Origin of the sequence: Paenibacillus tundrae (assembly GCF_030812775.1) — a bacterium.
Lineage (GTDB): Bacteria > Bacillota > Bacilli > Paenibacillales > Paenibacillaceae > Paenibacillus > Paenibacillus tundrae_A.
Window position 1 is genome coordinate 33,277 of record NZ_JAUSTI010000017.1, and the last position, 25,142, is coordinate 58,418.

At 44.1% G+C, this 25,142-nt stretch carries 21 protein-coding genes and 1 riboswitch; of the genes, 6 read left to right on the top strand and 15 right to left on the bottom strand.

The annotated features are described in order from the left end of the window. Positions 1-56: 56 nt before the first annotated feature. From J2T19_RS23055 to J2T19_RS23075, 5 genes are all read right to left on the bottom strand, one after another. Positions 57-3,776: a response regulator gene (locus tag J2T19_RS23055; protein WP_307219984.1), complete on the bottom strand. Its 3,720-nt coding sequence runs from the start codon at positions 3,774-3,776 to the stop codon at positions 57-59. Beyond that, entirely contained in the window at positions 3,773-4,942 is a 1,170-nt protein-coding gene (locus J2T19_RS23060) for a PP2C family protein-serine/threonine phosphatase (RefSeq protein WP_307219987.1), read from the bottom strand. Before J2T19_RS23060 ends, J2T19_RS23055 begins: the two co-directional genes overlap by 4 nt. Positions 4,943-5,278: 336 nt before the next feature. Next, positions 5,279-5,623, bottom strand: a complete 345-nt coding sequence (locus J2T19_RS23065) for a YflT domain-containing protein (protein WP_056693378.1) — start codon at positions 5,621-5,623, stop codon at positions 5,279-5,281. A gap of 127 nt (positions 5,624-5,750) precedes the next feature. Beyond that, a complete protein-coding gene (locus J2T19_RS23070) occupies positions 5,751-6,284 on the bottom strand; it encodes a hypothetical protein (RefSeq protein WP_307219989.1) in 534 nt (177 codons plus the stop codon). Positions 6,285-6,360: 76 nt separating this feature from the next. Next, positions 6,361-6,870, bottom strand: coding sequence for a DUF948 domain-containing protein (locus J2T19_RS23075; RefSeq protein WP_307219991.1), 510 nt, complete (start codon positions 6,868-6,870; stop codon positions 6,361-6,363). Positions 6,871-7,092: 222 nt separating this feature from the next. Between J2T19_RS23075 and J2T19_RS23080 the strand changes: the two genes are divergently transcribed. Then, the gene (locus J2T19_RS23080) at positions 7,093-7,257 is read left to right on the top strand and encodes a DUF1328 domain-containing protein (protein ID WP_017692264.1); all 165 of its coding nucleotides are present in this window, start codon (positions 7,093-7,095) and stop codon (positions 7,255-7,257) included. Positions 7,258-7,654: 397 nt separating this feature from the next. After that, the gene (locus tag J2T19_RS23085) at positions 7,655-8,128 is read left to right on the top strand and encodes a hypothetical protein (RefSeq protein WP_307219994.1); all 474 of its coding nucleotides are present in this window, start codon (positions 7,655-7,657) and stop codon (positions 8,126-8,128) included. A gap of 128 nt (positions 8,129-8,256) precedes the next feature. On the opposite strand, the gene J2T19_RS23090 is transcribed toward J2T19_RS23085, so the two are convergent. Beyond that, entirely contained in the window at positions 8,257-9,144 is an 888-nt protein-coding gene (locus J2T19_RS23090) for a cation diffusion facilitator family transporter (protein WP_307219996.1), read from the bottom strand. A gap of 302 nt (positions 9,145-9,446) precedes the next feature. On the opposite strand from J2T19_RS23090, the gene J2T19_RS23095 reads away from it, so the two are divergent. Beyond that, a complete protein-coding gene (locus J2T19_RS23095) occupies positions 9,447-9,635 on the top strand; it encodes a hypothetical protein (protein WP_056693364.1) in 189 nt (62 codons plus the stop codon). A 152-nt stretch (positions 9,636-9,787) separates the two neighbouring features. On the opposite strand, the gene J2T19_RS23100 is transcribed toward J2T19_RS23095, so the two are convergent. The 6 genes from J2T19_RS23100 to J2T19_RS23125 all read right to left on the bottom strand — a co-directional run bounded on the left by J2T19_RS23100 (position 9,788) and on the right by J2T19_RS23125 (position 18,782). Then, positions 9,788-11,413 (bottom strand): ABC-F family ATP-binding cassette domain-containing protein, encoded by a 1,626-nt coding sequence (locus J2T19_RS23100; RefSeq protein ID WP_307219999.1) that lies wholly within the window; start codon positions 11,411-11,413, stop codon positions 9,788-9,790. A 432-nt stretch (positions 11,414-11,845) separates the two neighbouring features. Next, the gene (locus tag J2T19_RS23105; RefSeq protein ID WP_307220001.1) at positions 11,846-12,934 is read right to left on the bottom strand and encodes an MBL fold metallo-hydrolase; all 1,089 of its coding nucleotides are present in this window, start codon (positions 12,932-12,934) and stop codon (positions 11,846-11,848) included. A gap of 65 nt (positions 12,935-12,999) precedes the next feature. Then, complete coding sequence (cydS, locus tag J2T19_RS23110; RefSeq protein WP_156395355.1) at positions 13,000-13,152, bottom strand: cytochrome bd oxidase small subunit CydS family protein; 153 nt, start codon at positions 13,150-13,152, stop codon at positions 13,000-13,002. Positions 13,153-13,157: 5 nt separating this feature from the next. Then, the gene (locus tag J2T19_RS23115) at positions 13,158-14,192 is read right to left on the bottom strand and encodes a cytochrome d ubiquinol oxidase subunit II (RefSeq protein WP_145051676.1); all 1,035 of its coding nucleotides are present in this window, start codon (positions 14,190-14,192) and stop codon (positions 13,158-13,160) included. Beyond that, complete coding sequence (locus J2T19_RS23120) at positions 14,189-15,535, bottom strand: cytochrome ubiquinol oxidase subunit I (RefSeq protein ID WP_307220006.1); 1,347 nt, start codon at positions 15,533-15,535, stop codon at positions 14,189-14,191. Before J2T19_RS23120 ends, J2T19_RS23115 begins: the two co-directional genes overlap by 4 nt. A 394-nt stretch (positions 15,536-15,929) precedes the next feature. Further along, positions 15,930-18,782 (bottom strand): ATP-binding protein, encoded by a 2,853-nt coding sequence (locus J2T19_RS23125; protein ID WP_307220009.1) that lies wholly within the window; start codon positions 18,780-18,782, stop codon positions 15,930-15,932. Positions 18,783-19,134: 352 nt separating this feature from the next. On the opposite strand from J2T19_RS23125, the gene J2T19_RS23130 reads away from it, so the two are divergent. Beyond that, positions 19,135-19,830, top strand: coding sequence for a response regulator transcription factor (locus J2T19_RS23130; RefSeq protein ID WP_307220011.1), 696 nt, complete (start codon positions 19,135-19,137; stop codon positions 19,828-19,830). A 54-nt stretch (positions 19,831-19,884) separates the two neighbouring features. Here the strand turns inward: J2T19_RS23130 and J2T19_RS23135 are convergent, their stop codons facing one another. After that, positions 19,885-20,313, bottom strand: coding sequence for a hypothetical protein (locus tag J2T19_RS23135; protein ID WP_307220013.1), 429 nt, complete (start codon positions 20,311-20,313; stop codon positions 19,885-19,887). A gap of 234 nt (positions 20,314-20,547) precedes the next feature. Here J2T19_RS23135 and J2T19_RS23140 point away from each other — a divergent pair, with 234 nt between their 5' ends. Both J2T19_RS23140 and J2T19_RS23145 read left to right on the top strand, forming a co-directional pair. Continuing rightward, complete coding sequence (locus J2T19_RS23140) at positions 20,548-21,690, top strand: virulence factor (protein ID WP_307220015.1); 1,143 nt, start codon at positions 20,548-20,550, stop codon at positions 21,688-21,690. A 145-nt stretch (positions 21,691-21,835) separates the two neighbouring features. Continuing rightward, a riboswitch (Lysine riboswitch) is annotated at positions 21,836-22,055 on the top strand. A gap of 122 nt (positions 22,056-22,177) precedes the next feature. After that, a complete protein-coding gene (locus J2T19_RS23145; RefSeq protein ID WP_307220017.1) occupies positions 22,178-23,644 on the top strand; it encodes an amino acid permease in 1,467 nt (488 codons plus the stop codon). On the opposite strand, the gene J2T19_RS23150 is transcribed toward J2T19_RS23145, so the two are convergent. Next, entirely contained in the window at positions 23,641-23,847 is a 207-nt protein-coding gene (locus tag J2T19_RS23150) for a hypothetical protein (protein ID WP_307220019.1), read from the bottom strand. The genes J2T19_RS23145 and J2T19_RS23150 overlap by 4 nt on opposite strands. After that, positions 23,835-24,962: a transglutaminase domain-containing protein gene (locus J2T19_RS23155; protein ID WP_307220021.1), complete on the bottom strand. Its 1,128-nt coding sequence runs from the start codon at positions 24,960-24,962 to the stop codon at positions 23,835-23,837. The genes J2T19_RS23150 and J2T19_RS23155 overlap by 13 nt, the downstream gene beginning before the upstream one ends. Positions 24,963-25,142 lie beyond the last annotated feature (180 nt).

The window sequence follows — 25,142 nt, forward strand, 5'->3', positions numbered from 1 at the left end:
CTCTTCTTTTGTTACTTACGTTTAGCGTATTGTCCTTCATTACCCAAACTAGTGGCTTACGAATACAACCATACACGCATTAATGATAATAATTGATCCGTTTGGATTGGCTTTTTCACATAATCGGATGCGCCAGCCTCAATACACTTGCCACGATCATCCTTCATCGCCTTCGCCGTTAATGCAATAATCGGTAATTTCTCGAATTTCGGAATCTGTCTGATCCGTGTCATCGCTTCATAACCATCCATCTCAGGCATCATCATATCCATGAGGACAAGGTCGATTTCTGGATTTTGCTCCAGAATCTCTAAGGCTTCACGGCCGTTCTCGGCAAAGGTAACATCCATGCGATATCCTTCTAATACACTAGAGAGAGCAAATACGTTACGAATATCATCATCAACAAGCAATATTTTCTTGCCTTCAAATAATGTTTCTTTGTTGTGTAGCTTCTGCAAAATACGGCGTTTATCTTCAGGCAGATTCGCTTCTACCCTGTGTAAGAACAAGGTGGTCTCATCCAATAACCGTTCTGGCGATTTGACATCCTTGATAATGATGGATTCTGCATATTTACGAAGCTTCATCTCTTCCTTACTATCAAGCTCTTTTCCTGTATATATAATAATAGGCAGATCACTCAGATATTCGTCATCCCTAATCTGATCCAACAGCTCGAATCCGGTCATGTCGGTCAGCATCAGGTCTAACACCATGCAGTCATAACGCTGGCTATGCAGCTCGGTTAAAGCTTCTTTTCCTGTAGAGACAGCTGTTATTGCCACATCATCATGACCTATCAATTCAATAATTGCTTTACGCTGAGTTTCGTCATCCTCCACAATTAACAAACGCTTCAATTGGTTCTCTGTATAGGATTCGATATGTGAGAAGGCTTTATCCAACGAATCTTTGCTGGAAGGTTTTTTCAGATAAGCGATGGCCCCCATCATCAATCCTTGCTTCATGTCATCAATGACGGAAATTACATGTACTGGGATATGACGAGTAGTCGAGCTACCTTTCAGTTCTCCCAAAATAGCCCAGCCATCCATAACAGGCAATTGAATATCCAAAATGATCGCGTCAGGCAAATACTGACGAGCCATTTCAAGTCCCTTATCCCCTTGCAATGCCACAATCGCTTTGAAACCTCTTCCTCTCGCCATATCCATTAAGATATGGGCAAACTTTACGTCATCTTCGATAATCAAGAGAACTTTGTCTCCTTCGGAAATTTCACCTTGGTCATCTTCTATCGTTGTTGAAGCTGTAGCCTCCGGTGCTGACAGCTCCATAAGTGCATTGCTGTCAGGATCTGGCGTAATAACGGTCTGTCTGCTTGATCGCATCATTCGCACTTCTTTTTGCCTAGTAGGCATCTCAGACGTGACTGCTGCTTCATCGAGTGACTCCTCTAACAGAGCTTCATCCTCATGATTATCCGGTAGATACAATGTAAACGCACTACCCACACCCTCAGAAGATTCTACCTGAATGGCTCCACCAAGCAGACGCGCAAGTTCACGGCTGATCGATAATCCTAGTCCAGTACCTCCATACTTACGACTTGTCGTGCCGTCTACCTGTTGGAAGGCTTCAAAGATCAGATCTGTCTTATCGGACGGAATCCCGATCCCTGTATCCTTCACGGTAAATCCTACGTATTCTTGATTATTGTTCAGGTACCCCGGAAGTTCTTCTGGAGCTACTTTACGTCCAATAATACTTACAGATCCTCGGTTCGTAAATTTAAAGGCATTCGACAGCAAATTACGAAGAATCTGTTTCACTCGATGGCTGTCTGTATATACCCACTCCGGTAGATTACTATCGAAATCAATGTTGAGGTCAAGCTCTTTTTTGTTCGCCATAGCGCCAAAATTCTGTTCGACAAATTGGGTTAAATCTTCCATTCGAACCGTTTCATAATTGATATCCATTTTACCAGCGTCTACTTTGGACAGATCTAAGATTTCATCAATCATTTTCAATAGATCTGCACCGGACATATAGATCGTTTGAGCATACTCTTGTTGCTTAACCGTCAGATTTCCATCCTTGTTCTCAGACAATAACTGAGAGAGAATCAGTAGGCTGTTCAGCGGTGTACGTAGTTCATGTGACATGTTAGCCAAAAACTCGGATTTGTATTTACTTGTCATCGACAACTGCATAGCCTGCTGTTCCAACTGCGTTTTTGTTTTCTCAATCTCGTCGTTCTTCTCTTCCACTTCTCGCACCTGCTCTTCAAGTGCACGCGTCTTAGCAATTAACTCCGTATTAAAGTGCTCAAGTTCCTCCTGTTGCCGCTGAAGCAGCTCCTCGGAACGCTTGAGTGCACCTGTCTGTTCCTCTAAGTTTTCGTTAGAGCGGCGTAACTCTTCCTGCTGTGTCTGCAGCTCCTCGGATTGCACTTGGAGTTCCTCCGTGAGCGCTTGCGATTCACGTAATAATTCTTCCACGCGTAAACGACGGCGAACGTTGTTAAGGATCACACCCAGATTCATAATCAACTGAGAGAATAACTGTTTATGCAGATCGGTAAACCCATCAAATGAAGCCAGTTCAACCACACCAATAAGCTCATCCTCAAAAACAACGGGATAGATCATAATGCTCGTCGCTCGCGAAGATCCAGATGCCGAACCGATATGCACATAATCTTCTGGTGTGTTTTCTACAATAATCGGATTCATATCCAGAGCAGCCTGACCAATCAACCCTTCCCCGATGCGATAAACTTCTTTCCCTACAGTTTCGTTCTCTTCAAAAGCGTAAGCACCGTAGCGTCTTAACTCATCTGGATGCTTCTCTTCATCTACTAAATAAACGACACCTAGTTGTGCACCTAGCACAGGTGTAAATTCACTAATAAACATTTGCGAAATCTGGCGAATTGAACCAATTCCTCTTAACAACTCTGGAACTCTTGCAATATTGGAACTCATCCAGTTCTGATCCTGTTGCGCTTGTAAATATGCTTTCTCTATTTCCATTTTCTCTTCTAAGTCGCCCGATACTTCTTTGAATACCGTTGCAATCTGACCGATCTCATCCGTGGACTTGATCCGAATGCGTTGAATGGTACGATAACGACCATGACCGAAGCTTGTGATCATCATGGATACCGTGTTCAGACCTCGCGTAATGCTTGGCAGCACCCACATAATGACACCTAGTGCCAGTAATACACCAGCAATCATTATGCCAAATGTAATCTGCACAGCCTGTGTGTAAGCTTCATTGGCTGATGTAATCTCTGAATCAATCTCTTGATCCTGATAACGAGAAAGAGCATTAAGGCTATCCACTGCCTCTTTCTGAACAGCGAGTCCCGTCGAATTACGGTAGTTATTCGCATCCTCTACTCGTCCCTGCGACATCAAGCTGAGCTGCCTCGTTCCATAAGCCGCATAGGCATCCCAAGCCGTATTGACTCGGTCAACTAACTGATGCTCTGATGCACTGTCGGCACGCTCGCGGACTTCTGTGAGATAGCCTTTGGCGCTTTTCATCATTTCCTTGAGCTCACCGTCAGCAGCACTAATCGAATTGGTCGGATTGAGCAACAAGTTAGCTAGCACTTTAGCCATATCGTTCACTTCTCCGCGTACAGACGACGTGAATCTCACTTTCAAATAACGTTCCTGATACATCTGATCCAATTGCTGATTACTATTGTTTAACCGCTCATAACTTATAAATGTAAGAGCAATAAGAATTGCCATCAGAGCGGTAAAGCCTACCAGCAGTTTATTTCTGATTTTCACTCTGCTTCCGCCCCTTCACCTAACGTGATCCATACCAGACATTTATCATCATCCCGCTCCTGAGGAATTTCGTCATCAAAGAACAAGGTTTGCATCAATGGCTCGTTCCATAGATGCGGGCCTATCAACTGTTCCTTCAGGAATTCGAGCTGGTCTTCCTGGTCTCCTGGAACAGCTTCCGTTAATCCATCGGTATAAAGGGCAATATGACCTTCACCCTCGTAATGAATCGTTTGAGGTTCAATATCCATTTTATCGAACAGACCCACCGGACAGCACACGCTGTCGAATGTTGTGATTGAACCATCCTCACGGAAAAATAAAGCTGGTGGATGCCCTGCGTTAACATAATCGATACGCTTCTTCCGTGTATCAACGACTAGGTAGATCGCAGTGAAATAATACTGCACCAATTGTTTTCCCAAATTAAGCTGGTTAAATCGCCGATTCAGTTCCTGAATAACCTTCTCTGGATCGACATATGTTGTCACCGTGTCTTTTAATACCGAGGCGATAAACATCGTAAATAATGAAGAGGAAATGCCGTGCCCCATCATATCTAGGAGTATTACACCATAACGCCCATCACCGAGTGGATACCACGAGTACAAATCCCCCGCTAGCTCAAAGGATGGTTTATAGATGGCATTCACTTCAAATAAGGGATCCTTAATCGCTGGGCTCAGTACGGCACTCTGAACCATAGCCGCAAGCTTGAGTTCGTCCTGGATACGCTGATCGCGCTCCTTATGCCAATCCTTCTCCTGCTTCAGACGCAGCGCCAGCCTGATGCGAGCCATCAATTCAACTTTATTGATTGGCTTCGTTACATAGTCAGAGGCACCGGCATCCAGAGCTTCCGCCAGCTTTTTGGAATCACCAATAGCCGTGACCATAATGATGGGAATATCCTTGAGATTTTCAAACTTTTGCACAATGCTACAAGCCTCGATGCCGTCCATTTCAGGCATCATCATATCTAGCAAAATGAGGTCAATATCCGACGGTCTCGGACGAAGTTCATCACTTTCTCCGCCTATTCCGAGGATTTCAAACATTTCCATCGCAGAACTTGCGGTTACAATGTCACGATAGTTTTCTTTTTTCAGAATTTCTCGAATGATAATGACATTCGTCGGATTGTCGTCAACAATAAGTATTTTCATTTCTATCTCCTTATCTGTGGCGTTCCGGGTTTGTCGATTAGTTGGTTTTTGTAATAACATGTAACAACCCTAATGTTACATTTTCTGCATTTTAAACGACGGTAGACATAATAATTCCTACTATAACTATAATCGTAAAAATGAAAAACTGCTATCAGTAAATGGCACCATTAGAAGGAAATTGCGAAGCTGGTGCCCTGTTTTTGCTGCGGTTCTGACCCCGCTTCCAAACTTGCAAAAACATAGATAAGGAATGGGGATTTCCCCATTCCTTATCTATGTTTTTGATTCAGTACGATACATTAGATTATTGTAGTCGTCTGAAGCTTGTACGCTTCAATCTTTCTTTTTGGCAATAACTAGCACTTTGCCTTTATCTAATTCACTTTCGTAGAAGTCTGCTTCTGCCTCAGTGAATCCCATTGATACAATTTTGGCTCTAAGCTCATCTCCACGGGAACGGAACAGATTAGCCATGGAATCAAACAATCCCTCTTCCTTGATGCCAATTTCGTTCGCATCCGCTGTGTCTGCAATTCGATCCGTGCGATCCTTTTCATGGGCAAGAACGAAGATATGATCAGCAAGGTATCCGGTGTTTTGCAGCTCTTTCACTGCTTCTACCGCTTGGACTCCGTTTTCTACCACTTTAGCATAAGCTTGCGCATTGGTTGAATTCATCGTTTCCACTCTCCTCTGATATTCTTCTTTCTCAAGCTACTTTTAATATATAACCATAGCATTTGGGGATGAAACGCTTGATGTTGACTTGTCCCAAGAACATCATTCAAACCGACAAGATGTAGCTTTAGGACAAGGTTGCATCGAATAGGTCAATCCCCTCAATCTGATCCGTGCCTGACTTCAAATAAACTTTTAAAGCTTGGTCTCCACGAAGGTATACTTCTCCATCCTCTGCAATAACATAAGGATCACCAAGCTCCTCTTGTATGGATCTTAGATCCATATCAATCCATTGTTGATTCAATTTAAATCGTTCTTGAGAAGCATCAATATGAATATATTGAATCTCTCCTGTATCTTCGCATAGTCCCACTTTAACATCCTGAAATGCAAATTCAGGGCATCCTAGATACGGATCTTCTTTTATATCTATTGGCTGACCCTTGTGATACAACATTTGATGCATGTTGTCCTCCAAAGAAATATCATTTAGAGTCCGAAATGCCTCAACTGGTTCGGATCGATCTACAGCCAGATTAACTTCTGGCGTTTTCTCTTCCAATACCGTCCATGGCAGATCATGAGCAGCGGATGTCGCTGCCGGTTGAACGGAAAAGGGAGAAATTACGCTAAAGATTACAAGCCATAGTTTCATCATGATTCTCACCCTTTCATGAAGTTCAGGTTCGTCACCGCTCTAAATGACTTCCTTCTCGTTGAACTTATATCATTTGTTATTTACGTGCACGTTGCCAAAGGTTAGCTGCAAGATCCACATACTTCAACCATTTCTTCCCACCATTTGCTGCATCATTATATGTAGCATCATAACTTTGCAGGGTACGATCCGTTTTGGTGGCTGGCGCTGCCTGTACTTGAATCGGTTCAGAAGCTTTTTCATCTTGTGGATTGGAGCGTTTGGTCTGGAATTTAGCAATCATCGTAGAGGAAACTTGTTTCGCCGCGGCAGTTACTTCGTTAAGCACCTCGCCTAGGTTTTGAACAGATTCCATAACTGGATCGATTTTTTTCATTTTGTTTTGTACATCCGCCGTAATATCATTCGCATGTCTCACCGTCTGTTTCACTTCATAACTGAGTTCATCAATCGTTTTTTGGACTTCCTGTAGCGTCTGGGATACATTGTCCAATGAACTCTGAGCGGATTTTAAAGTACGAATTAAGAAGAAAACCAAGACTGCAAAGGCCACCGCAATTAAAGCCACGCTAATTTGATAGATCATAGAAGAACCTCGCTTTCGATATACTATCTGATTGTTATTATTGCTATAGTTACCCGACCATTTCCGGGACGAAACAAACGATAAAACTCACTTCATATAATCACTCGTTTGGAAAAATCATGAATGTTTCAACTCAAAAGTCCTCGGTTAAAGAACAACTACACAAGGCGGCGAGGTGTTCAAATCTCGCTCCACAATTCCAAATCGAAAGGATGAAAACTCATGTTGAAATGGTCTGTATTGTTTCTGATTATTGCACTTGTCGCAGGTATTTTCGGGTTTTTCGGAATCGTTGAAGCGGCTGCTTCGATCGCTAAAGTTCTCTTCTTCATCTTCGTTGTACTGTTCGTAATCTCCCTCATTACGGGACGAAGCCGAATGCGATGAATGAGGCAACTCAATGAAAATCATATCTTACATACAGAAGCCTATCGCGCTTACCATAGCCGGTAGGCTTTTGTTTGTTTACAAATAGATAAAAACATCATTCCACATAACCTGCCTATACCTCTATTATGTATTACACTCCTTTCCCCTCTATTCCTGAATCGCTCTCCTGCCGATTACAAAATCAAAACGTAAATAGGACTTTTTTGACATAGCCAAATTGATTTTATCCCACTGAAGTATGATTTTCACAAGCATTCCTAATACCCACAAATGCTCCAGTTGACTCTGGAGGAAGCAAGAAAATATTGTTATAATTTGTGATTCATAGGTGAGCTTGCTTGGTTATTTTTAACACAGGACAACAAACTACATACCTACTGAGGAGGAATTACAAATGAAAAAAATCGTAAGTTTTGCTGCTGCTTTAACGTTGATGGGTTCGATGGCTGCTGCTGCAGGTGCTGAGGAAGCGGTTACTGGAACAGTAACTCCTGAAACTGGAACTGAAGCAACAACACCAGCAACAACAACTCCGGCTGTTGAAGTTAACAAACCAGCTGTAGAAACAGTTGAAGGTACAGTTGAGGGTGTTACAGGTACAACAACTGAAACTTCAACAACGACACCTGACAAAATGTTCGATGAGCCTGTTGTAAAAGCAGGAGACGAAGTTCTTCAGCCTACAATGCTGCTTAACCTGTTAGAGCGCACTTGGTTCTATGATGCTCCAAACGGTAAGCCAATCGGTGCACTTGGTTCACAAGTCATCGACACTACAGGTGAAGTTGTTGATGGTTTCGATGGCGGTGAGTGGGTACAAGTGTACACTTGGAAAGGTAAAGCTTGGATTCACGTTGCGATTCAGTAATATCGTATAATCCTTCTAAACATAAGTAAAGAGGACAGCACGTGAAACCGTGACTGCCCTCTTTTTATTTTGAAAGCTGATTATAATGAATTGAGCTTATCCATCTTAGAGATCTGGTGTAATGATCTTCACTCATTCTTCGGGATATCTTCGATCCTAGGCTCGACATGTACATGAACCTGCATAATGTTATGTGATCGTTTCAATCGCTCCTCCACCCTATCACAGATCTGATGACCTTCGATCAGACTAAGTTTCCCGTCTACCTCAATGACGATATCTACCAATACATGACTCCCATGAATACGTGCTTTGACATCTTTAATCGTCTCCACACCAGGAACACGAGCAACGGAAGATCGCAGATCAGTTAACTCCTTTTGATCAAATCCATCGGTCAGACGATGTGTGCAGTCTCTGAAAATTTCCCAAGCTGTCCTGCAAATCAGCAACCCTACAGCGATAGCTGCAACTTTATCGAGCCAAGGTAATCCAAATTGAGCACCGATAATCCCGATGGCTGCTCCAATACTGACCCAGGCATCCGAACGATTGTCCTTGGCAGCCGCCATAAGTGCCTGACTGTTAATTTGTTTGGCTAGACGAGAGTTATAGCGATACACACCTAACATTGCAATAGCGCAGATAACCGCGACTCCCGCTGCCCACAGATTGGGGGCTACAAAGCTGCCATCATACCAGGAGCGTACGGCTTCAACAAGCACTTGAAGTCCCACCACAGCCATAATAAACGAAGCAATGAGTGCCGCGACCGTCTCTGCTCTGAAATGACCATATGTATGGTCAGAATCTGGAGGCTTTTGTGAAATCCGGAGACCAATCAACACTGCGACAGAAGCTACAATATCGGTGACATTATTATATCCATCCGCCACTAAAGCACTGGAGGCAAATATATAACCACTGACTAATTTGAAAGCAGACAAGACTAGGTAAGCTGCAATGCTGACCCAAGCTCCCCGCTCTCCCTTACGGATTTCTTCATAAGCATTCAAATCAGTGACACCCCTTTACTATCTCATATTCAGGTTAATTCATCGTACCAAAGGCTCTCCTTGTGGGTCTACAGAAACAGTGTTGCCAGAATACAGTGCTATAGCGGTGCTGAAACAAAGTTGTTAGAAGGCATCGGTGTAGGTGACTAGACAGAAAGTTGGTTGTGTTCAACATGTGCGAGTATATGCTGAAGATCAGCATTTTATCAGGTTGCCCTTGTAGGGCTTTTGTAAAACGTATAAAATAAGGACATCCCGTCCAACTCGGACGGCTTAACTGTAAGACCGGGAGGGAAATAACGATGAGCGATAATACTGAACCGAAAAAAGTCAGTTTGCAGGATGCGATACGCCAAAAACTGGCGCAGAAGAAGGAGCAATCAAAATCCGGTAACCAATCGAGTGCCTATTTTGAAGGCGGTCCTAAGGCGATGAAGAGCCAAAATAACAAAAAACCTAACAATCAGCGCCGCCGTACTGGCGGATCCTAGACCTTTGGGGGGTATCCCCCAATGCACGCTGTAGAACGGCCTTTAATGGCCTCTATGCTAGGTAGTTACTTTGTTGTGACTGCAACCAAAAAAGAACCGCGACAATCCTCCAAAGAGGCTTCGCGGTTCTTTTATATATCTATATCATGTATTTATGCTTCAACCGGGTACATCTTGTTCCGTAATTCCTTAATCTCGTCGCTCTCCAAGTATTCATCATAGCTCATTTGACGATCAATGATGCCTGTTGGCGTGATTTCGATAATACGGTTAGCAATCGTTTGAATGAACTGATGGTCATGTGATGTAAACAGCATTGTGCCATCAAAATCAATCATACCATTGTTCAGCGCTGTAATGGATTCGAGATCCAAGTGGTTCGTTGGCTCATCCAGAATCAGTGCGTTAGCACCGGTTTGCATCATTTTCGCCAACATACAGCGAACTTTCTCTCCTCCGGATAGCACACTTGCTTTCTTCAAGGATTCCTCACCCGAGAACAACATCCGACCTAGGAATCCACGCAAATAGGTTTCATCCTGATCTTTGGAGTACTGGCGCAACCAGTCAACCAAAGTCATCTCGACACCATCAAAGTATTTGGAGTTGTCTTTCGGGAAATAAGCTTGTGATGTCGTTACACCCCAAGTATATTCACCACTATCAGCTTCAACCTCACCCATCAGAATATCAAACAACAGTGATTTGGCATTACCGTTCGGACCCACAAATGCGATTTTATCGCCTTTGTTCACCACAAAGCTAATGTCATTCAACATGTTCACACCGTCAATCGACTTGCTTACACGATCAACCGTTAACAGTTGTTTACCCGCTTCACGCTCAGGCTTAAAGTTGATAAATGGATATTTACGGTTCGATGGACGAAGGTCATCCAGTGTAATTTTGTCGAGTTGTTTCTTACGGGAAGTCGCTTGTTTGGACTTCGACGCATTTGCTGAGAAACGTTGAATAAAGGCTTGCAGCTCTTTAATCTTCTCTTCTTTTTTCTTGTTCGCATCACGTTGCAATGCAAGTGCCAATTGGCTGGACTCGTACCAGAAGTCATAGTTACCTACATACAACTGGATTTTACCAAAGTCGATATCCGCAATGTGTGTACATACTTTGTTCAGGAAGTGACGGTCATGGGATACCACAATAACGGTACCTTCATAATCCATCAAGAAGTTCTCCAGCCATTGAATGGATTCGAGATCCAAGTGGTTGGTAGGCTCATCGAGAAGCAGGTTGTTTGGACGACCAAACAATGCCTGTGCCAAGAGTACACGTACTTTTTCGTTACCGCTCAGCTCTACCATTTTCTTCTCATGCATGTCACGGTCGATACCGAGACCAATCAAGAGTGCCGCTGCATCTGGCTCAGCATCCCAGCCATTCAACTCAGCAAATTCACCCTCAAGCTCACCTGCGCGCAAACCATCTTCTTCTGTAAAATCAGCTTTGGCATACAAAGCGTCCTTTTCCTTCATGATGGAATAGAGACGACTATGACCCATAATGACAGTTTCGAGAACTGCATACTCATCATATTCAAAATGGTTTTGCTTCAAAACGGCCATACGTTCGCCCGGGGTGATGTGCACCTCGCCCGAGTTTGCTTCAATTTCACCTGACAAAATTTTCAAGAACGTTGATTTACCGGCACCATTGGCACCGATCAAGCCGTAACAGTTACCTGGTGTGAACTTGATATTCACATCTTCAAAAAGTGCACGTTTTCCGTAGCGGAGCGTTATGCCGCTTGTACTAATCATTAAGCATTACCATCCTTTATTTATTAATCTGCATTCTGCATGAATAGCAACTTGCATTAATCTTGGATTCAATATCCCGTAGCCTATTCTGGCACCATATTATAACACAAAAAAGCGGCGAATTCGAAAATTGGCCGCTTTTTACATTAAGATACATGTTCAAAAAGGACGGTTTTCAGTACCGAGAAGATGGGATGAAGATAGAAATGGAGTAGCAGAGCGTAGACAAACCTACGTGAGCAACTACATGACTCCGAAGGAAACAAGCTGCGTAAGCATCCACTTATTTCGGCTGAATCCCATACTCGATGCTGAGATGCCATCAGGCATCCTCGTAATCAAATGCGTACTTTTTGAACAACCTCTTCAAGATTTGGTAATGAATTATTCATGCGGATATACCCTTACATTAGCATATTTGGCTTGCTATTGTTAGTCTTGTTTATGTGTTTCATGCCTGATACGTAATGTCTCTCCGTGACCAAGCACACGAATCCGCTCTGCACTTATTCCTAATTTCTCACGTTCTGCTTCCAGACGGTCAAGCGCCTCCCTAGGTGTATCGTCAGCCAGTCTGAATGTTCCGTAGTGCATAGGCACCATAAGCTGGGAGCCACACTCCACGAATCCCTGCAATGCTTCTTCTGGTGTCACATGCTGAGAGGTCATAAACCATTCTGGATCATACGCACCAATCGGCATCAGCGTAACACCGATATCGAAACGTTCACCAATCGTTTTGAACCCTGGGAAATAGCCCGTATCCCCAACAAAATAAATAACGGGTGGCTTCTCTACACTTTGCTGCGCCGTTAACTCCTGCGATGCAGAAGCTTCGGATTGTTGGGCATGAGACGTGTTAGCTGTTGTATCTGCTGAATCGTTTCGCATCTTCGTAGCAGCCATTTCCTCAGCAGCTTCAGCAGATGTGGGATGAACCACCTCCAACACATAACCACCCCAGTGAGAGCTGTTCGTGTCAAACAATGTACGTCGTGTCCAGTGTTGGGCAGGTACAAAGCTTATTTTGACACCACCCACTGTCATATGTTCCCACCATTTCATCTCGTGGCAACGGTGAAAACCTTTACGAATCATCTTCCGCTTCAGGCCATCTGGTACGATCAACAGTGTTTTGGCTGTAATCAGCTTCCGTAAGGAGGCCAGATGCAGATGATCATAGTGGGAATGGGAGATCAAAATAATATCGAGCGGTGGAATATCCTGAATCGGAATACCAGGGGCACCAAGTCTACGTTGAAATCCCATTTTCTCTGCCCATACCGGATCCGTCACGATATTTAAACCGTAGTATTGAATAAAAAAAGTGGAGTGACCAATCCAGGTAAGTGTTGTCTCCTCCCGGTTGGCATGTAAGTAATCCAGCTCCGGTGGGTGCTTAGGTACAGTGTACGAATAATCCTTTACCTTGTTGCGCCGCTCTTCCCTCCACTGCTTGAATTCCTTCAATGTCTTATCCGTGCTTACATTATCAATATTGTTATAACGAATTTTCGGCATGAAAGGGTCCTCCTCCCTTCCTACTATTTTAACCCAGGATCAACCTATTTGAAAAAAACAGCCTGTTAGTCCTTCGGATTTTTGCACATCGCCAAGTACACGAATAAAAAGGCAATCGCAGCTACGATAATCAGTGGTGGAGCATACATAATCGTAAATGTCTCAAAAAAACTCAAGCCTGTAATCCCCGGAATGCCGGATACACCTTCCAGATACATGAAGCTCATCCCTTCTTCTTGCCCGAATATCCACGGACGTAGTTCGCATCAAATAGAAACAGTTTCATGATCAGTACCAGCGATGGAATGAGCACCAGCAGTCCTAGACTGAATGCAGTAATCAGTGCAATTCCCATCGTTCGATTCGTAAAGCTATCATAAATATTAATGTACGGGTACAGAATGTAAGGCAAATGGGAACGACCATATCCATACCATGCAAAGGCAAATTGTAGCATCACGGCGATAAAACACCAGCCCAAATACTTTCGCTTCCATACAAGCGATAAAGCAATGACAAAACATATAAACGAAGCGATAAACATCCAGGAGATATCGAGCATGCGTTCAAAGTGAAGCGGATTTTGTTTGTTAATTTGCAAAAATGCAAGAAAACTCGCAAATATCGTAGGTAAACTCCATAACAGCGCGTACTCCCTCAACACTTCAAAAGCGATTTCATCCCCTGCCCGCTTGGCATAATAGGACAAGAACATCGCCGAGATATACAGCACACTCACGATTGCCAGCAATACAACAGACCAAGTATAGGGGTTCGTCAGGAACTCTCTCCAACGAAAAAACACCTGCTCACCGACCTGCTCGATAATGCCTCCTTCGGATATAGCCAAAATGGTGGAAAATACCGCCGGGATCAGTAATCCCGTCGCACCGTATAAAGCCATGTAAATACGACTGTTCTTCCCATGATTACCGTAGGTGTTATAGGCGTAATACACACCTCGGATCGCCAGCAATACAATCGCAAGTGATCCGGGGACTAAGAGTGCCGTACCATAATAGAAGGCACTGTCGGGATAAAACCCCACCAGACCGACAACAAAAAAGATAAGAAATACGTTCGTAACTTCCCACACCGGAGATAGATATCGTTGAATAATATTGTGAATCTTATTCTCGTGACCGGTTAGCAGACTATAAAAGCTGAAAAAGCCTGCTCCAAAATCAATGGAGGCTACGATTAGATATCCAAATAGGAACGTCCACAAGATCGCAATGCCTGCAATTTCGAAGCTCAATGCACGATCCCTCCTTCAAGACCGAGTGAGTCCAGTTCTTTCTCTGCTTCCTTGTTACGGAATAGCTTGCTAAGCACCCGAATACAAGAGAAACAAAGGATCAGATACAGCACAATGAACAGCACTAGCATCCAACCGACAGATGAAGATGTGGTTGCCGCCTCGGATACTTTCATATACCCGCGCAAAATCCACGGCTGTCTGCCTACCTCAGCAAACATCCAACCGAGCTCTATCGCAATCATCGCGAGTGGCCCGAGCAGCACAATACCTAATAAGAGCCACTTCGGATACGGCTTGCGCCCTGGTAACCAACGACGAAGCACATACAGCACCGGAATCAATAGGATGATCACGCCTGTGGTTACTTTGAGATCGAACATATAGTGAATAGATAATGGGGGTCTGAGGTCTGCCGGATACTCCTCAAGCCCTTTTACTTCCGTATCAGGACGGTTCCCTGCCAGAATACTCAGTGCATACGGGATTTCCAGTGCATACTTTACCTCGTTGTTTTCATCCAGAATTCCTCCATAAATTAGCGGTGCATTCTTCATCGTCTTAAAATGCCATTCAGCCGCCGCCAGCTTCTCTGGCTGGTACTTGGCTAAGAACTTACCAGAAGAGTCTCCAATCATAACGGTACTTACCGCAAAGACAAGCGCGCTCACTGTCGTAAGTTTCAGCGCCTTTTTGTAATACACATGATTCCGTCCCCGAAGCAAACTAAATGCGGCAATTCCGGCAAGCACGCCTGCACTCAGCGTATAGGAAGAAGCCAGTACATGAGATACTTTGGTCGGCGTAGCTGGGTTCAGCATCGCAGCAATCGGATGGATATCCTTCATAATGCCGTTCACAAGTGTGAATCCCTGAGGCTGATTCATAAATGAGTTAACGGTTGTGATAAATATGGCTGATGCTGATGAACCCAGCGCAACCGGAATTAACAGGAGCATATGTGTGTATTTCTTTTTGAACCGATCCCACGTATACAGATAGATCCCCAGAAAGATCGCCTCGATAAAGAACGCAAATGTCTCCATGAAGAGTGGTAGCGCAATCGCTTGACCTGCAACACGCATGAACATCGGCCAGAGCAAGCTGAGCTGCAACCCGATAGATGTACCGGTGACTACACCAACGGCTACAGTAATGACGAATCCACGCGCCCATCTCCGTGCCAGTAATGTGTAATGAATATCATTGGTACGCAATCCGCGCCATTCGGCGAGAGCGATCATTAACGGAACGCCGACACCGATCGAAGCAAAAATGATGTGAACAAACAGAGTAAGACCAGTCAAAATACGACTTAATAGAACTGGGTCCATCGAAGACATGGGTGACACTCCTCTTCAGCATAGTCAGTATGTATTGCTAAGCTTCAGTTACAGACATGAGGGAAGCTCTTCTCAATAGCTCATGATGCGAATGATACTTTTCACAACGGCGTATAACACCACAACGGCTGCTACCAGACAGACGATGATGAGCGTTTTCTCCTGTTTACGAAACATATCCCAGCCATCCTCCTTAATCTCGAATTGCAAAAATTGGCTCTATAGACAGTTTGCAAAAGTTCATCTTTTTTTATCCCGAAAAATGTAAAATACCAAAAAAGCCTTTACCTTCGCAGTACACCGAGGCGCACAGAAAGATAAAGACTTTATTATGAACAACAAAATTAAATAATGGCTTTTTATTGTGGTGTCACTGAATTCTTAAGATCACTTATTACAAGAGTTCATTCTGTTTAGGCAACCTGATCTTAAACGTACTTCCCTTGCCTGGTGCAGAGATGAAGCCAATTGTACCTTCATGATCCTCTACAATTTTACGCGAGATGTAAAGTCCAATGCCGGTTCCACCAATCTGGCGATGATCGGAGTTATCTACACGGTAAAACTTCGTAAAGAGTAGATCCTTCACGTTCTCTGCGATACCAATTCCGTAATCACGTACATCAATACATAACCATTCCTCTTCTTCCCACAGTGTGATATCAATGCGATCGGTGCCTGGAGAATATTTGACTGCATTGCCTATTAGATTGTGCAATACCTGTACCATTCGATTCTGATCCGCATAAGCAAAGAAATCACCATTAAACGCATGAACCTCAATACGCTGAACTGATTTCATGTTCCATTGCTCGGCGACACCCTCCACCAATTCCAGCAATGGTACATACGTTTTGTGATACGTTAAGCCTTCATTATCCAGACGCTGGATATCCAGAACATCATCTAGTAAGCTGCTGAGCCTTGCTCCCTCCGCTGAGATCGTCTCCATAAACTCTTGACGCTGGGATGCCGGCAGATCATACATCATCATTAACTCCACATACCCCATTATGGTCGCTACCGGTGTACGCAACTCATGGGATACGACACTAATTAGTTCATTCTTCATTCGATTCAGATGTTCTTCCTGTGTTCGATCCCGGAACACCAGCAGAAATCCATGGTTTTTGCCCGGCACATCTACCTGCTTGATATATAGAGAGAACACACTTTTTCTCACATCATTAAACCAGAACTCGGTCTCCACAAACGAACGTTCTCCGTTCAGAAAAGCATGAGTTTGCTCTGTCAGATTAAAATCATCGGTTAAGACGATCTGGTCAATTGCTTGAGCAAAATCTTCAATCGACTTGCCCAGGAAGTTTCCTAAGCCAAACATCTCTTCTATCCGTCTGTTCACGATGGTAATCGTACCTGAACGGTCAGACATGACCAGCCCTTCACGGACAGATTCGATAAAATGCTCACTAATGTCCCGCTGTTCCTGAATTGCATTCTTCTCATGATATAACTCAGCATTTAACTGCTCTAGAGCAAGTGCATGCCGTACCCGTTCTTCTTCGGCTCTCGTTCGTTCAGTAATATCCTTAATAAAGAGGTTGTATAACGACTCATTGTTGCCTAGACGAATCTCCACAATCTTGTACTCAATCGGAAATAACGCACCGTTCCGACGAATACCTGAAATTTCATCCACAATGGTATATCGCTTGCCCTGCTTATACTCATATTGCTCAAGCATTTTTTTGATCTCAACACAGCTTGCGCCTTGGAATAGAGACGGGGCATCCGTTTGCAGAATGACCTCTTCCCGTGTTAAACCGAACATTCTCTCCGCTTCAGGGTTGAATTCTATAATAAGTCCATTCGAGTCCACTGCGATAATGGCATCAATGGAAGAATCAATAATGGCGCGTTTAATCTCTTCACTATTCTTCAGCTCTTTGGTTCTTTCCCTGACTCGATCCTCGAGCGTTAGTTTGTCTTGGCGAATCTGTTCGAATTGTTCAATAAGCACATCAGCCATCTTACGCAAATTACCAATCAAAATTTGCACTTCTGTAACGTGACTTGTCGGCCACTCCATCTTGCCATTATTACGGAATAATAGCCTTGGTAGAGAGCCTGTCACACGAGTAAGCCGTTGCATAGGACTTACCACCTTGCGACTGAGCGGGGCAGCTACCAACATGGAAGTGACGATAATAATAAACAGGCTTTGAAGCGTGGTCAGGTAGACCGTTTCAATGCGATTATAATAATTTTCAGCGCTTGTTTCGATGATGACCCGATAAGGGAGACCTGGTATTGGATCTGCTTCATAGATGAACGAAATCTGTTTCCAGAAACTGAGTATATTCCGCTGATGCGATTCACCAGAATGGACGAGAAGATCATTGTCTCCCGTCTGGATCAGCCGATACTGCTCCAAATCCAGTATATCCCCCGTCTTCAGATCATCTAACCCCGAAGCTACCACCTTTCCGTCGCCTGCACGAAGCAGAATAACATTCACACCCAATAGATGATGGTACCGCTCCATATTTTGAGCCATATTATCCGCCGTTACATATCCACTGTTCAGATCCTGAATAACTGCCGTAGCGGCATGCTCCATATTCGCACGAATGGCATCATTAATCTGATCCAGTTGCCTACGGCTATCGGCCGATAATAAAGCTAGAGACACGATTACTACAAATGCCACCACATATTTGAACGCAATGCGAGATAGTGGAATCGTGCCGGTTCTCTTCGCTTTATCCTCACCTGTTGTAATCCAAAAATCCACCACGATGCCCGCAATTAATGCATTCACCATGCTAATGACAGCAATATGCATATACGTATACTTCACATCTTCTAGACTCATACCCTGAATGAAGTAGCCATACGTTATAATTGGTAACGACATCACTACCCAAAATACAGCGTTGGCTTTAATAATACTGCCATTCTTCCAACGAATCTGCCACGCTAACATCCATATGAGTTCAACATAACGCAGCATGGCGATAACCATCGTTTCAGGTTCTAATTCTGTTAACAAAAGTTTGAGGATAAGAATGATCGTCATGGCTACAAATCCATAGATTGCACCATGTAATCGCAAGGCAACTAACACCGCTGCGCTTACCAATACCAGATTTACTCCAAAAAATAATGTCACTGGAAATAAACTGCTTACTGTACCCAGCAAGATTAGGATTGCTGTTCCGATCCAAGGAATACGCAGTTTCAATATGACCCAATCCAACATCTGTCTTGTTTTGATATTAGCCATCTGCACATTTCCCTTTGCTATTTCTCGTATGTATTTTAAATGGCAAGCTTAGTTCCTCCCATAAATAAGGGTAAATAACGACACTTTTCCCCCTAAATCGCTCCTGATCTATTATACTGTAGTTAGGTCATGTTATCTCTTTGGCAATTATTGAATGGTCGCCAAGCGTATTACACTCATGATAGAATAGTGAAGTTTGGCCAAATTCATTGTTTAGTACGTTATGAAATAGATTCATTCACCCTATATTCTGGAATAAAATCATTAAAATTTTTGCAGTATTTTTAACAATATTTCAGTGCGAACTTCGTAATTTCTTAACAAATTCAATTCACCCAGGAGTGTGACCTCAATGATCAAAGTACTTCTTATAGAGGATGAGAAAAATCTCGCGGACATGATCGCTTTCTTTCTTGAGGAGGAGGGGTACATAACTGAACGGGTTCATCATGCAAAGGATGCTCTACTGCTGTTCCCTCAGTTTCAACCAGACATTGTGGTGACTGATCTCATGTTGCCTGAAACGGATGGCAATGATCTTGTAGATGCATTTCGCCAGCAATCAACAGTGCCAATTCTTATGATTTCTGCAAGCACGATGTTAAATGATCGACTTCGAGCATTGCATAATGGCGCGGATGATTTCCTATGTAAACCCTTCAGTCTGAAAGAGCTCGATGCTCGAATTAAGGCTCTATTGCGCAGATCAGCCATTACCTATTCCGACAAACCGCTCCAAGAGGAAAAACCGGCCGATGTGGCCGGACATGTGAGCGTGAATGAATATAGACGAACCCTTTTTGTAGATGGACAAGAAATCGAGGTTACACATATTGAGTTTGAAATTATGAAAGAATTATACGGTAATCCCGGCAAAGTATTTACACGTAATGAGCTTATGGATCGCATCAAAGGCTCAGAACGGGCGTATCTGGATCGCACCATTGATGTACATATCTCCAGCTTGCGAAAAAAGATTGAGCCAGACCCCAAAAATCCCCGTTTTATCAAAACGGTTTGGGGAACAGGATATAAATATGTCATCTAGCTTTACTATAGTTGCTTGAATCATCACTTAAATACATAGCCATTACTTCCCCAGTCATGATCGAATGGACATGGTGGAAGGAATGGTTTTTTTATTGTCCTGCGGAGAAGTTTGAAGCCAGCGCTGAATCTCGGATAACCACTGATCTAATTGTCCGGGGTGCCACAAGCTAAGCTTAACTTCCCCTGAACCCGAAATTTGCTGCAAATGCCGTTTGCGAATAAGTGATTGGAAATCAGTAATGACAAGCAATGGAATCTTAGGCATAAAAGCCCGAATTGCATTAGCTGCGGATATTGCACAGGAGGCGTCCTTATAATCCACGATACAATAACGGGACTTTTCCCATCCGCCCTGCTCTTTCATTATTCCTTCGTGTTCTCGTTCGCAAGTTTCTTCGACGATCCATTGTCGCAACCTTGGAATCATCTCGTCATATGCAATGCTACGGCATCCATCCGAAAGAATAGTAATGGGCTCCATAATGTTACCTCCAGTAATTTCATTACTTCTATTGTGAGCTTTTTCATTTAAAAATGTTTGTGCGTGAACATGAAAGAAGTGTTAACAATCTTCGCACTTCTTTACAATATACATTTGGCACTTTAGCGTTGATTTCGCAGTTTAGACACATTCATGTAAAATAGAGAAGTACCCGTGTGCTTTAGTTCACGGGAATCTAAGAGAAGATCTGGTAATATAGGAGGTTATGAACCGATGAATATTGTTTCCATTGAACCAACACCCAGTCCTAATACGATGATGTTGCATCTGGATGAACGTCTGGAAGACGGAATCCGCAAAACATATACGCTGGACAATGAGCGCTCTGCCCCAGCCTTTATTCGCCAAATGCTTCACATCCCCGGTGTAAAAAGTGTGTTTCACACCACCGACTTCGTAGCTTTGGATCGTAAAGGGAATGCAGACTGGTCCGTTATCCTTGGTGAAGTTCAGAGCCGTCTAGGTCAACAGGGTCTAGATTTGGATTGGATTGACGGTGAAGATCATTCCGGCGAACACTTTGGTGAAGCACAAGTATTCGTACAATTCTTCCGAGGTGTGCCTATGCAGATCCGAGTAAAAGCAGGTACAAAAGAAGAACGTGTCGGACTCTCAGATCGGTTTGTCAAAGCCGTTACTGAAGTCGCCAGTGCTACGCTGATCAAAGAACGGAAGCTGAAAGACTACGGTGTTCGTTACGGTGAACTTCCAGATATCGCTCGCGAAGTAGAACAGGAGCTTGAAGCTGCATATCCTGCTGAACGCTTGAATCAAGTGATCCAGCAAGCCATTGCGCACGGTACCAATGCCGAAGAATTTGTGGAACGTCGCCGCCAGCTCGAAGGTGCTGAGCTTGAAGAAGCTCTAAACAGCACAGACTGGAATGTACGCTACGCAGCGTTCGACGGTATGGAGCCAACACCGGAGCGATTGCCTCTGGTAGCTCATGCGCTTAAGGATGAGAAAATGCAAATACGGAGATTAGCTGTTGTATATCTCGGTGACATTCGCACACCAGAAGCCATGGAGCTGTTATATGAAGCACTACAAGATAGCTCCCCTGCTGTACGTCGTACCGCAGGAGATACCCTGTCTGATATCGGAGATCCGGCTGCAACTGCAGCTATGACAGCCACGTTAACTGATAGCAGCAAGCTTGTACGCTGGCGTGCAGCTCGTTTCCTCTATGAAGTTGGGACGGAAGAAGCGGAAGAAGCTCTACGTCTAGCTGCCGAAGATCCCGAATTCGAAGTAAGCCTGCAAGCGAAGATGGCCTTGGAACGCATTGAATCAGGTGAACAAGCAGCAGGTACGGTATGGCAGCAAATGGCTGGCCGGAACAAAAAAACGGAATAGCCCAAAAAAGTAGTACCAATATTTGTTATTGCACTAGGGAACATTGAGCGTTATACTGAGTTTCTGTTCGGGAAACCAAACAAAGCTTGTCATGTTTGGAATCCATAAAAATTTCATAGACATATAGATACACCTCATCCATTGATGATGAGGTAGAGGTCGCGGGTGCGATCAGTATGCTGAAGGAGGCGCTAAGGAGCCGCTTAAGATCTCAGCAGAAAGGTGCACCCGCCGAAGCTCACTGGACGCTTCCTTATTTTGTCCAGTGTCGCTGGGGCTGTTGCCGAAAGGTGCAGAACTGTCACGGTTGGAACATACAACGCTTCAAGCAAGTATGATTTCTACTGTGTTGAGCTATCTTAAACATCGGGGACAATGTGGTGCGGACTAAATAAAGAGACCGCAGGCGAATGCCTGCGGTCTTTGTTATTGTTACGTATCCTTTACCTATATGAACAACTCAGTAATTGAATGAAGGAGTGTTACCATGCAAGACCGCAACAATACTACATCAACTGGACCATCACTGAAAAAAGGGCTTCGTGCCCGGCACATGACCATGATCGCTCTTGGTGGATCGATCGGTACCGGACTGTTTCTTGCAAGTGGTACTGCCATCTCTACCGCTGGTCCAGGCGGCGCACTCATTGCTTATGCAGCCGTAGGAATCATGGTATATTTCCTCATGACAAGTCTCGGAGAGCTGGCTACATTCTTGCCTGACTCCGGTTCATTTAATACGTATGCCGCCCGCTACGTTGACCCTGCACTTGGGTTCGCGATGGGCTGGAATTTCTGGTACAACTGGGCTGTTACCATTGCCGCAGAACTTGCTGCAGCTACAGTGCTTATTAAATACTGGTTCCCAGATAGCAATTCTATGCTGTGGAGTTTGTTATTTCTCGTATTGATCTTCTCCTTAAATATTCTGTCGGTTAAGGGATACGGAGAATCGGAATACTGGTTCGCCATCATCAAGGTAGCTACCGTCATTATCTTCCTTACGGTGGGTGTACTTATGATCTTTGGTATTATGGGCGGAGAAGCTGTTGGATTCAGCAACTTTACCATAGGCGACGCACCCTTCCATGGTGGATTCTTCACTGTACTTGGTGTATTTATGGCAGCAGGATTCTCCTTCCAAGGGACGGAGCTGATTGGTGTCGCTGCCGGCGAAAGTGAAAACCCTCGTGAAAATGTACCTCGTGCGATTCGGCAAGTATTCTGGCGCATCCTTATTTTTTACATTTTGGCGATTACGGTGATCAGTCTAATCATTCCATATACACATCCGAATCTGCTCAAAGGTGAGCTGAATAATATCGGTGTCAGTCCGTTTACCCTTGTGTTTGAGAAGGCCGGGCTAGCGATTGCTGCTTCTGTCATGAACGCCGTAATTTTGACTTCTGTACTGTCTGCAGGTAACTCAGGTATGTATGCTTCTAGCCGTGTACTCTACGCTCTCGCTCGGGATGGAAAAGCGCCACGCTTCTTGGCACGATTGAACAAAAGAGGTATTCCTATGAACGCGCTGCTCATCACAACTGCAGTGGGAATGCTGGCTTTCCTTGCCTCCCTGTTTGGGGATGGGATCGTGTACACGTGGTTGCTTAATGCATCAGGTATGTGTGGTTTCATCACCTGGCTCGGTATTGCGATCAGTCATTATCGTTTCCGTAAGGCTTACGTTGCTCAAGGCAGAGATCTGAACGATCTACCTTACCGTGCACGCTGGTTCCCATTTGGCCCGATTTTTGCTTTTGTATTGTGCATTATCGTCATAATCGGCCAGAACTATCAGGCATTTACAGGCGATCAGATTGATTGGAGCGGCGCACTAGTTGCTTACTTAAGTGTACCGTTGTTCCTAATTTTGTGGCTCGGGTACAAATGGATTAAGAAAACTAAAGTGGTGCCTTTGCAAGAATGTGATTTCACCTCTTCAACAGATTAAATTACAAGCAGCTTTCCTTCCGTACGGAGGGAAGGCTGTCTTTTGTTATATTGAAGTTTGCGATCTGCGATTGCCTGAACCAGCTGTTTCTCCTTCGGACATAAAAAAGAACGCTTCTGCATGAAGCGTCCTCGTTCGAAATACTGAATCCGTTCTAATTCATATCGGTAGCAAAAATGATAGTCAGCGATTACAACGTCCATGTAATTTTCACACGCAAATCAGTGGTGTCTGCCATGTTCGAAACGTAATAGGATATCGACTTCATCCCTAGCTGATATAAATCTTGTAGATCCTGAACCAAACCTTGCTCTGTTCCCTTATATCTGAATGTTAGCGATGTCCCGCCGTCCTTCATTACCGTTTGTACTTTCTCCTTCAAGGCAGCATGTTCCCGAATTGCATCACTCTCGTTATACAAGGAATAATCCAGGGTATGGTAGATTTTCTGATAAGCAGCTGTTTTACTACCTCCCTCGGTAATTAGGCCATGCAGCACTTCACGGTACAACGTTGAAGCTGCAGGATATTTACCATTATTCGTCCAGAAGTGGTCACGCGCCATCTCAGCATCACTCAGCAAGTAATAATTATAGCTCACCTTTCCTTTGCGGTCAGGTGTAGGATCATCCCACGTGGTGTCCATGTGATACCATTTCCCATCCAGTTTAACCAGATTCCAAGCATGCAGCTGATCACCAGCTGTACCTTCAACGATCCGATTCTCAATGCCCACTTGCTCTAACATGCGATAAGCCAGCAAAGAATATCCCTGACACACGGTGCTGCCCGTTACCAATCCATCGTATGCTGTATATTTCTTTAGCGAGGTATCATAGGCGAGGTTAAGCACGATCCAGTCATGGATCACTTTAACCTTCTCATGGTTGGACATGCCTGGAACGATGATCTCCTTCAGGACGCTCGCGACTTTTCGGTTTACATAGTCTGTCTGTGCCTTCGTTTCCCGATAGGACAACGTAATATGTACCTCTGCTGACACGTTGGAGCCTTTATAATTAAATGCGTAACTCTTCACCGTATATTGAATATAAGGGTCGCTCTTCATCGCTTCATCAATAGAGCTCTGCAACTGTTTTTTGAGGCCTTTCACATTACCCTTGTATGTAAAAACAAGTTCCTCTGTGCGCTGAGACATCGCCGTTAACAACGTCTTGCGCAATTCTGCAGTCGTAGATATGTCCGTCGTTCCGGATGCAGCATATAATTGATCCAGATCAACCGTCCGCGGTAAAGCTACAGCAATTAAGCAGCTAGCTAGCAAAATGGTGATGATTCGTTTCCCATTCTTGCCCATGAAAGGATACCACCTCTCTTCGCAAAGTTCTCATGCCTCATTGTATCACAAATGCAACTGACATCAGGCTTCTAGTTTTGTCGAAAAGAATCAAAAGAGACCTTCCACAGAAGGTCCCTCTTATCTTCAGTAAAATAAACATCATTCCGTTATTCTTATCCTATGAACTGAACACGGATT

What these genes read in the sequence shown, in the direction of transcription:
- J2T19_RS23140 (WP_307220015.1), top strand. Translation starts at nt 20,548, where the DNA reads ATGAATATTGTTTCCATTGAACCAACACCCAGTCCTAATACGATGATG.
- J2T19_RS23125 (WP_307220009.1), bottom strand. Translation starts at nt 18,782, where the DNA reads ATGGCTAATATCAAAACAAGACAGATGTTGGATTGGGTCATATTGAAA.
- J2T19_RS23155 (WP_307220021.1), bottom strand. Translation starts at nt 24,962, where the DNA reads ATGGGCAAGAATGGGAAACGAATCATCACCATTTTGCTAGCTAGCTGC.
- J2T19_RS23105 (WP_307220001.1), bottom strand. Translation starts at nt 12,934, where the DNA reads ATGCCGAAAATTCGTTATAACAATATTGATAATGTAAGCACGGATAAG.
- J2T19_RS23135 (WP_307220013.1), bottom strand. Translation starts at nt 20,313, where the DNA reads ATGGAGCCCATTACTATTCTTTCGGATGGATGCCGTAGCATTGCATAT.
- J2T19_RS23120 (WP_307220006.1), bottom strand. Translation starts at nt 15,535, where the DNA reads ATGTCTTCGATGGACCCAGTTCTATTAAGTCGTATTTTGACTGGTCTT.
- J2T19_RS23060 (WP_307219987.1), bottom strand. Translation starts at nt 4,942, where the DNA reads ATGAAAATACTTATTGTTGACGACAATCCGACGAATGTCATTATCATT.
- J2T19_RS23070 (WP_307219989.1), bottom strand. Translation starts at nt 6,284, where the DNA reads ATGATGAAACTATGGCTTGTAATCTTTAGCGTAATTTCTCCCTTTTCC.
- J2T19_RS23065 (WP_056693378.1), bottom strand. Translation starts at nt 5,623, where the DNA reads ATGAATTCAACCAATGCGCAAGCTTATGCTAAAGTGGTAGAAAACGGA.
- J2T19_RS23130 (WP_307220011.1), top strand. Translation starts at nt 19,135, where the DNA reads ATGATCAAAGTACTTCTTATAGAGGATGAGAAAAATCTCGCGGACATG.
- J2T19_RS23075 (WP_307219991.1), bottom strand. Translation starts at nt 6,870, where the DNA reads ATGATCTATCAAATTAGCGTGGCTTTAATTGCGGTGGCCTTTGCAGTC.
- J2T19_RS23100 (WP_307219999.1), bottom strand. Translation starts at nt 11,413, where the DNA reads ATGATTAGTACAAGCGGCATAACGCTCCGCTACGGAAAACGTGCACTT.
- J2T19_RS23080 (WP_017692264.1), top strand. Translation starts at nt 7,093, where the DNA reads ATGTTGAAATGGTCTGTATTGTTTCTGATTATTGCACTTGTCGCAGGT.
- J2T19_RS23150 (WP_307220019.1), bottom strand. Translation starts at nt 23,847, where the DNA reads ATGGACGTTGTAATCGCTGACTATCATTTTTGCTACCGATATGAATTA.
- J2T19_RS23145 (WP_307220017.1), top strand. Translation starts at nt 22,178, where the DNA reads ATGCAAGACCGCAACAATACTACATCAACTGGACCATCACTGAAAAAA.
- J2T19_RS23085 (WP_307219994.1), top strand. Translation starts at nt 7,655, where the DNA reads ATGAAAAAAATCGTAAGTTTTGCTGCTGCTTTAACGTTGATGGGTTCG.
- J2T19_RS23095 (WP_056693364.1), top strand. Translation starts at nt 9,447, where the DNA reads ATGAGCGATAATACTGAACCGAAAAAAGTCAGTTTGCAGGATGCGATA.
- cydS (WP_156395355.1), bottom strand. Translation starts at nt 13,152, where the DNA reads ATGTATCTGGAAGGTGTATCCGGCATTCCGGGGATTACAGGCTTGAGT.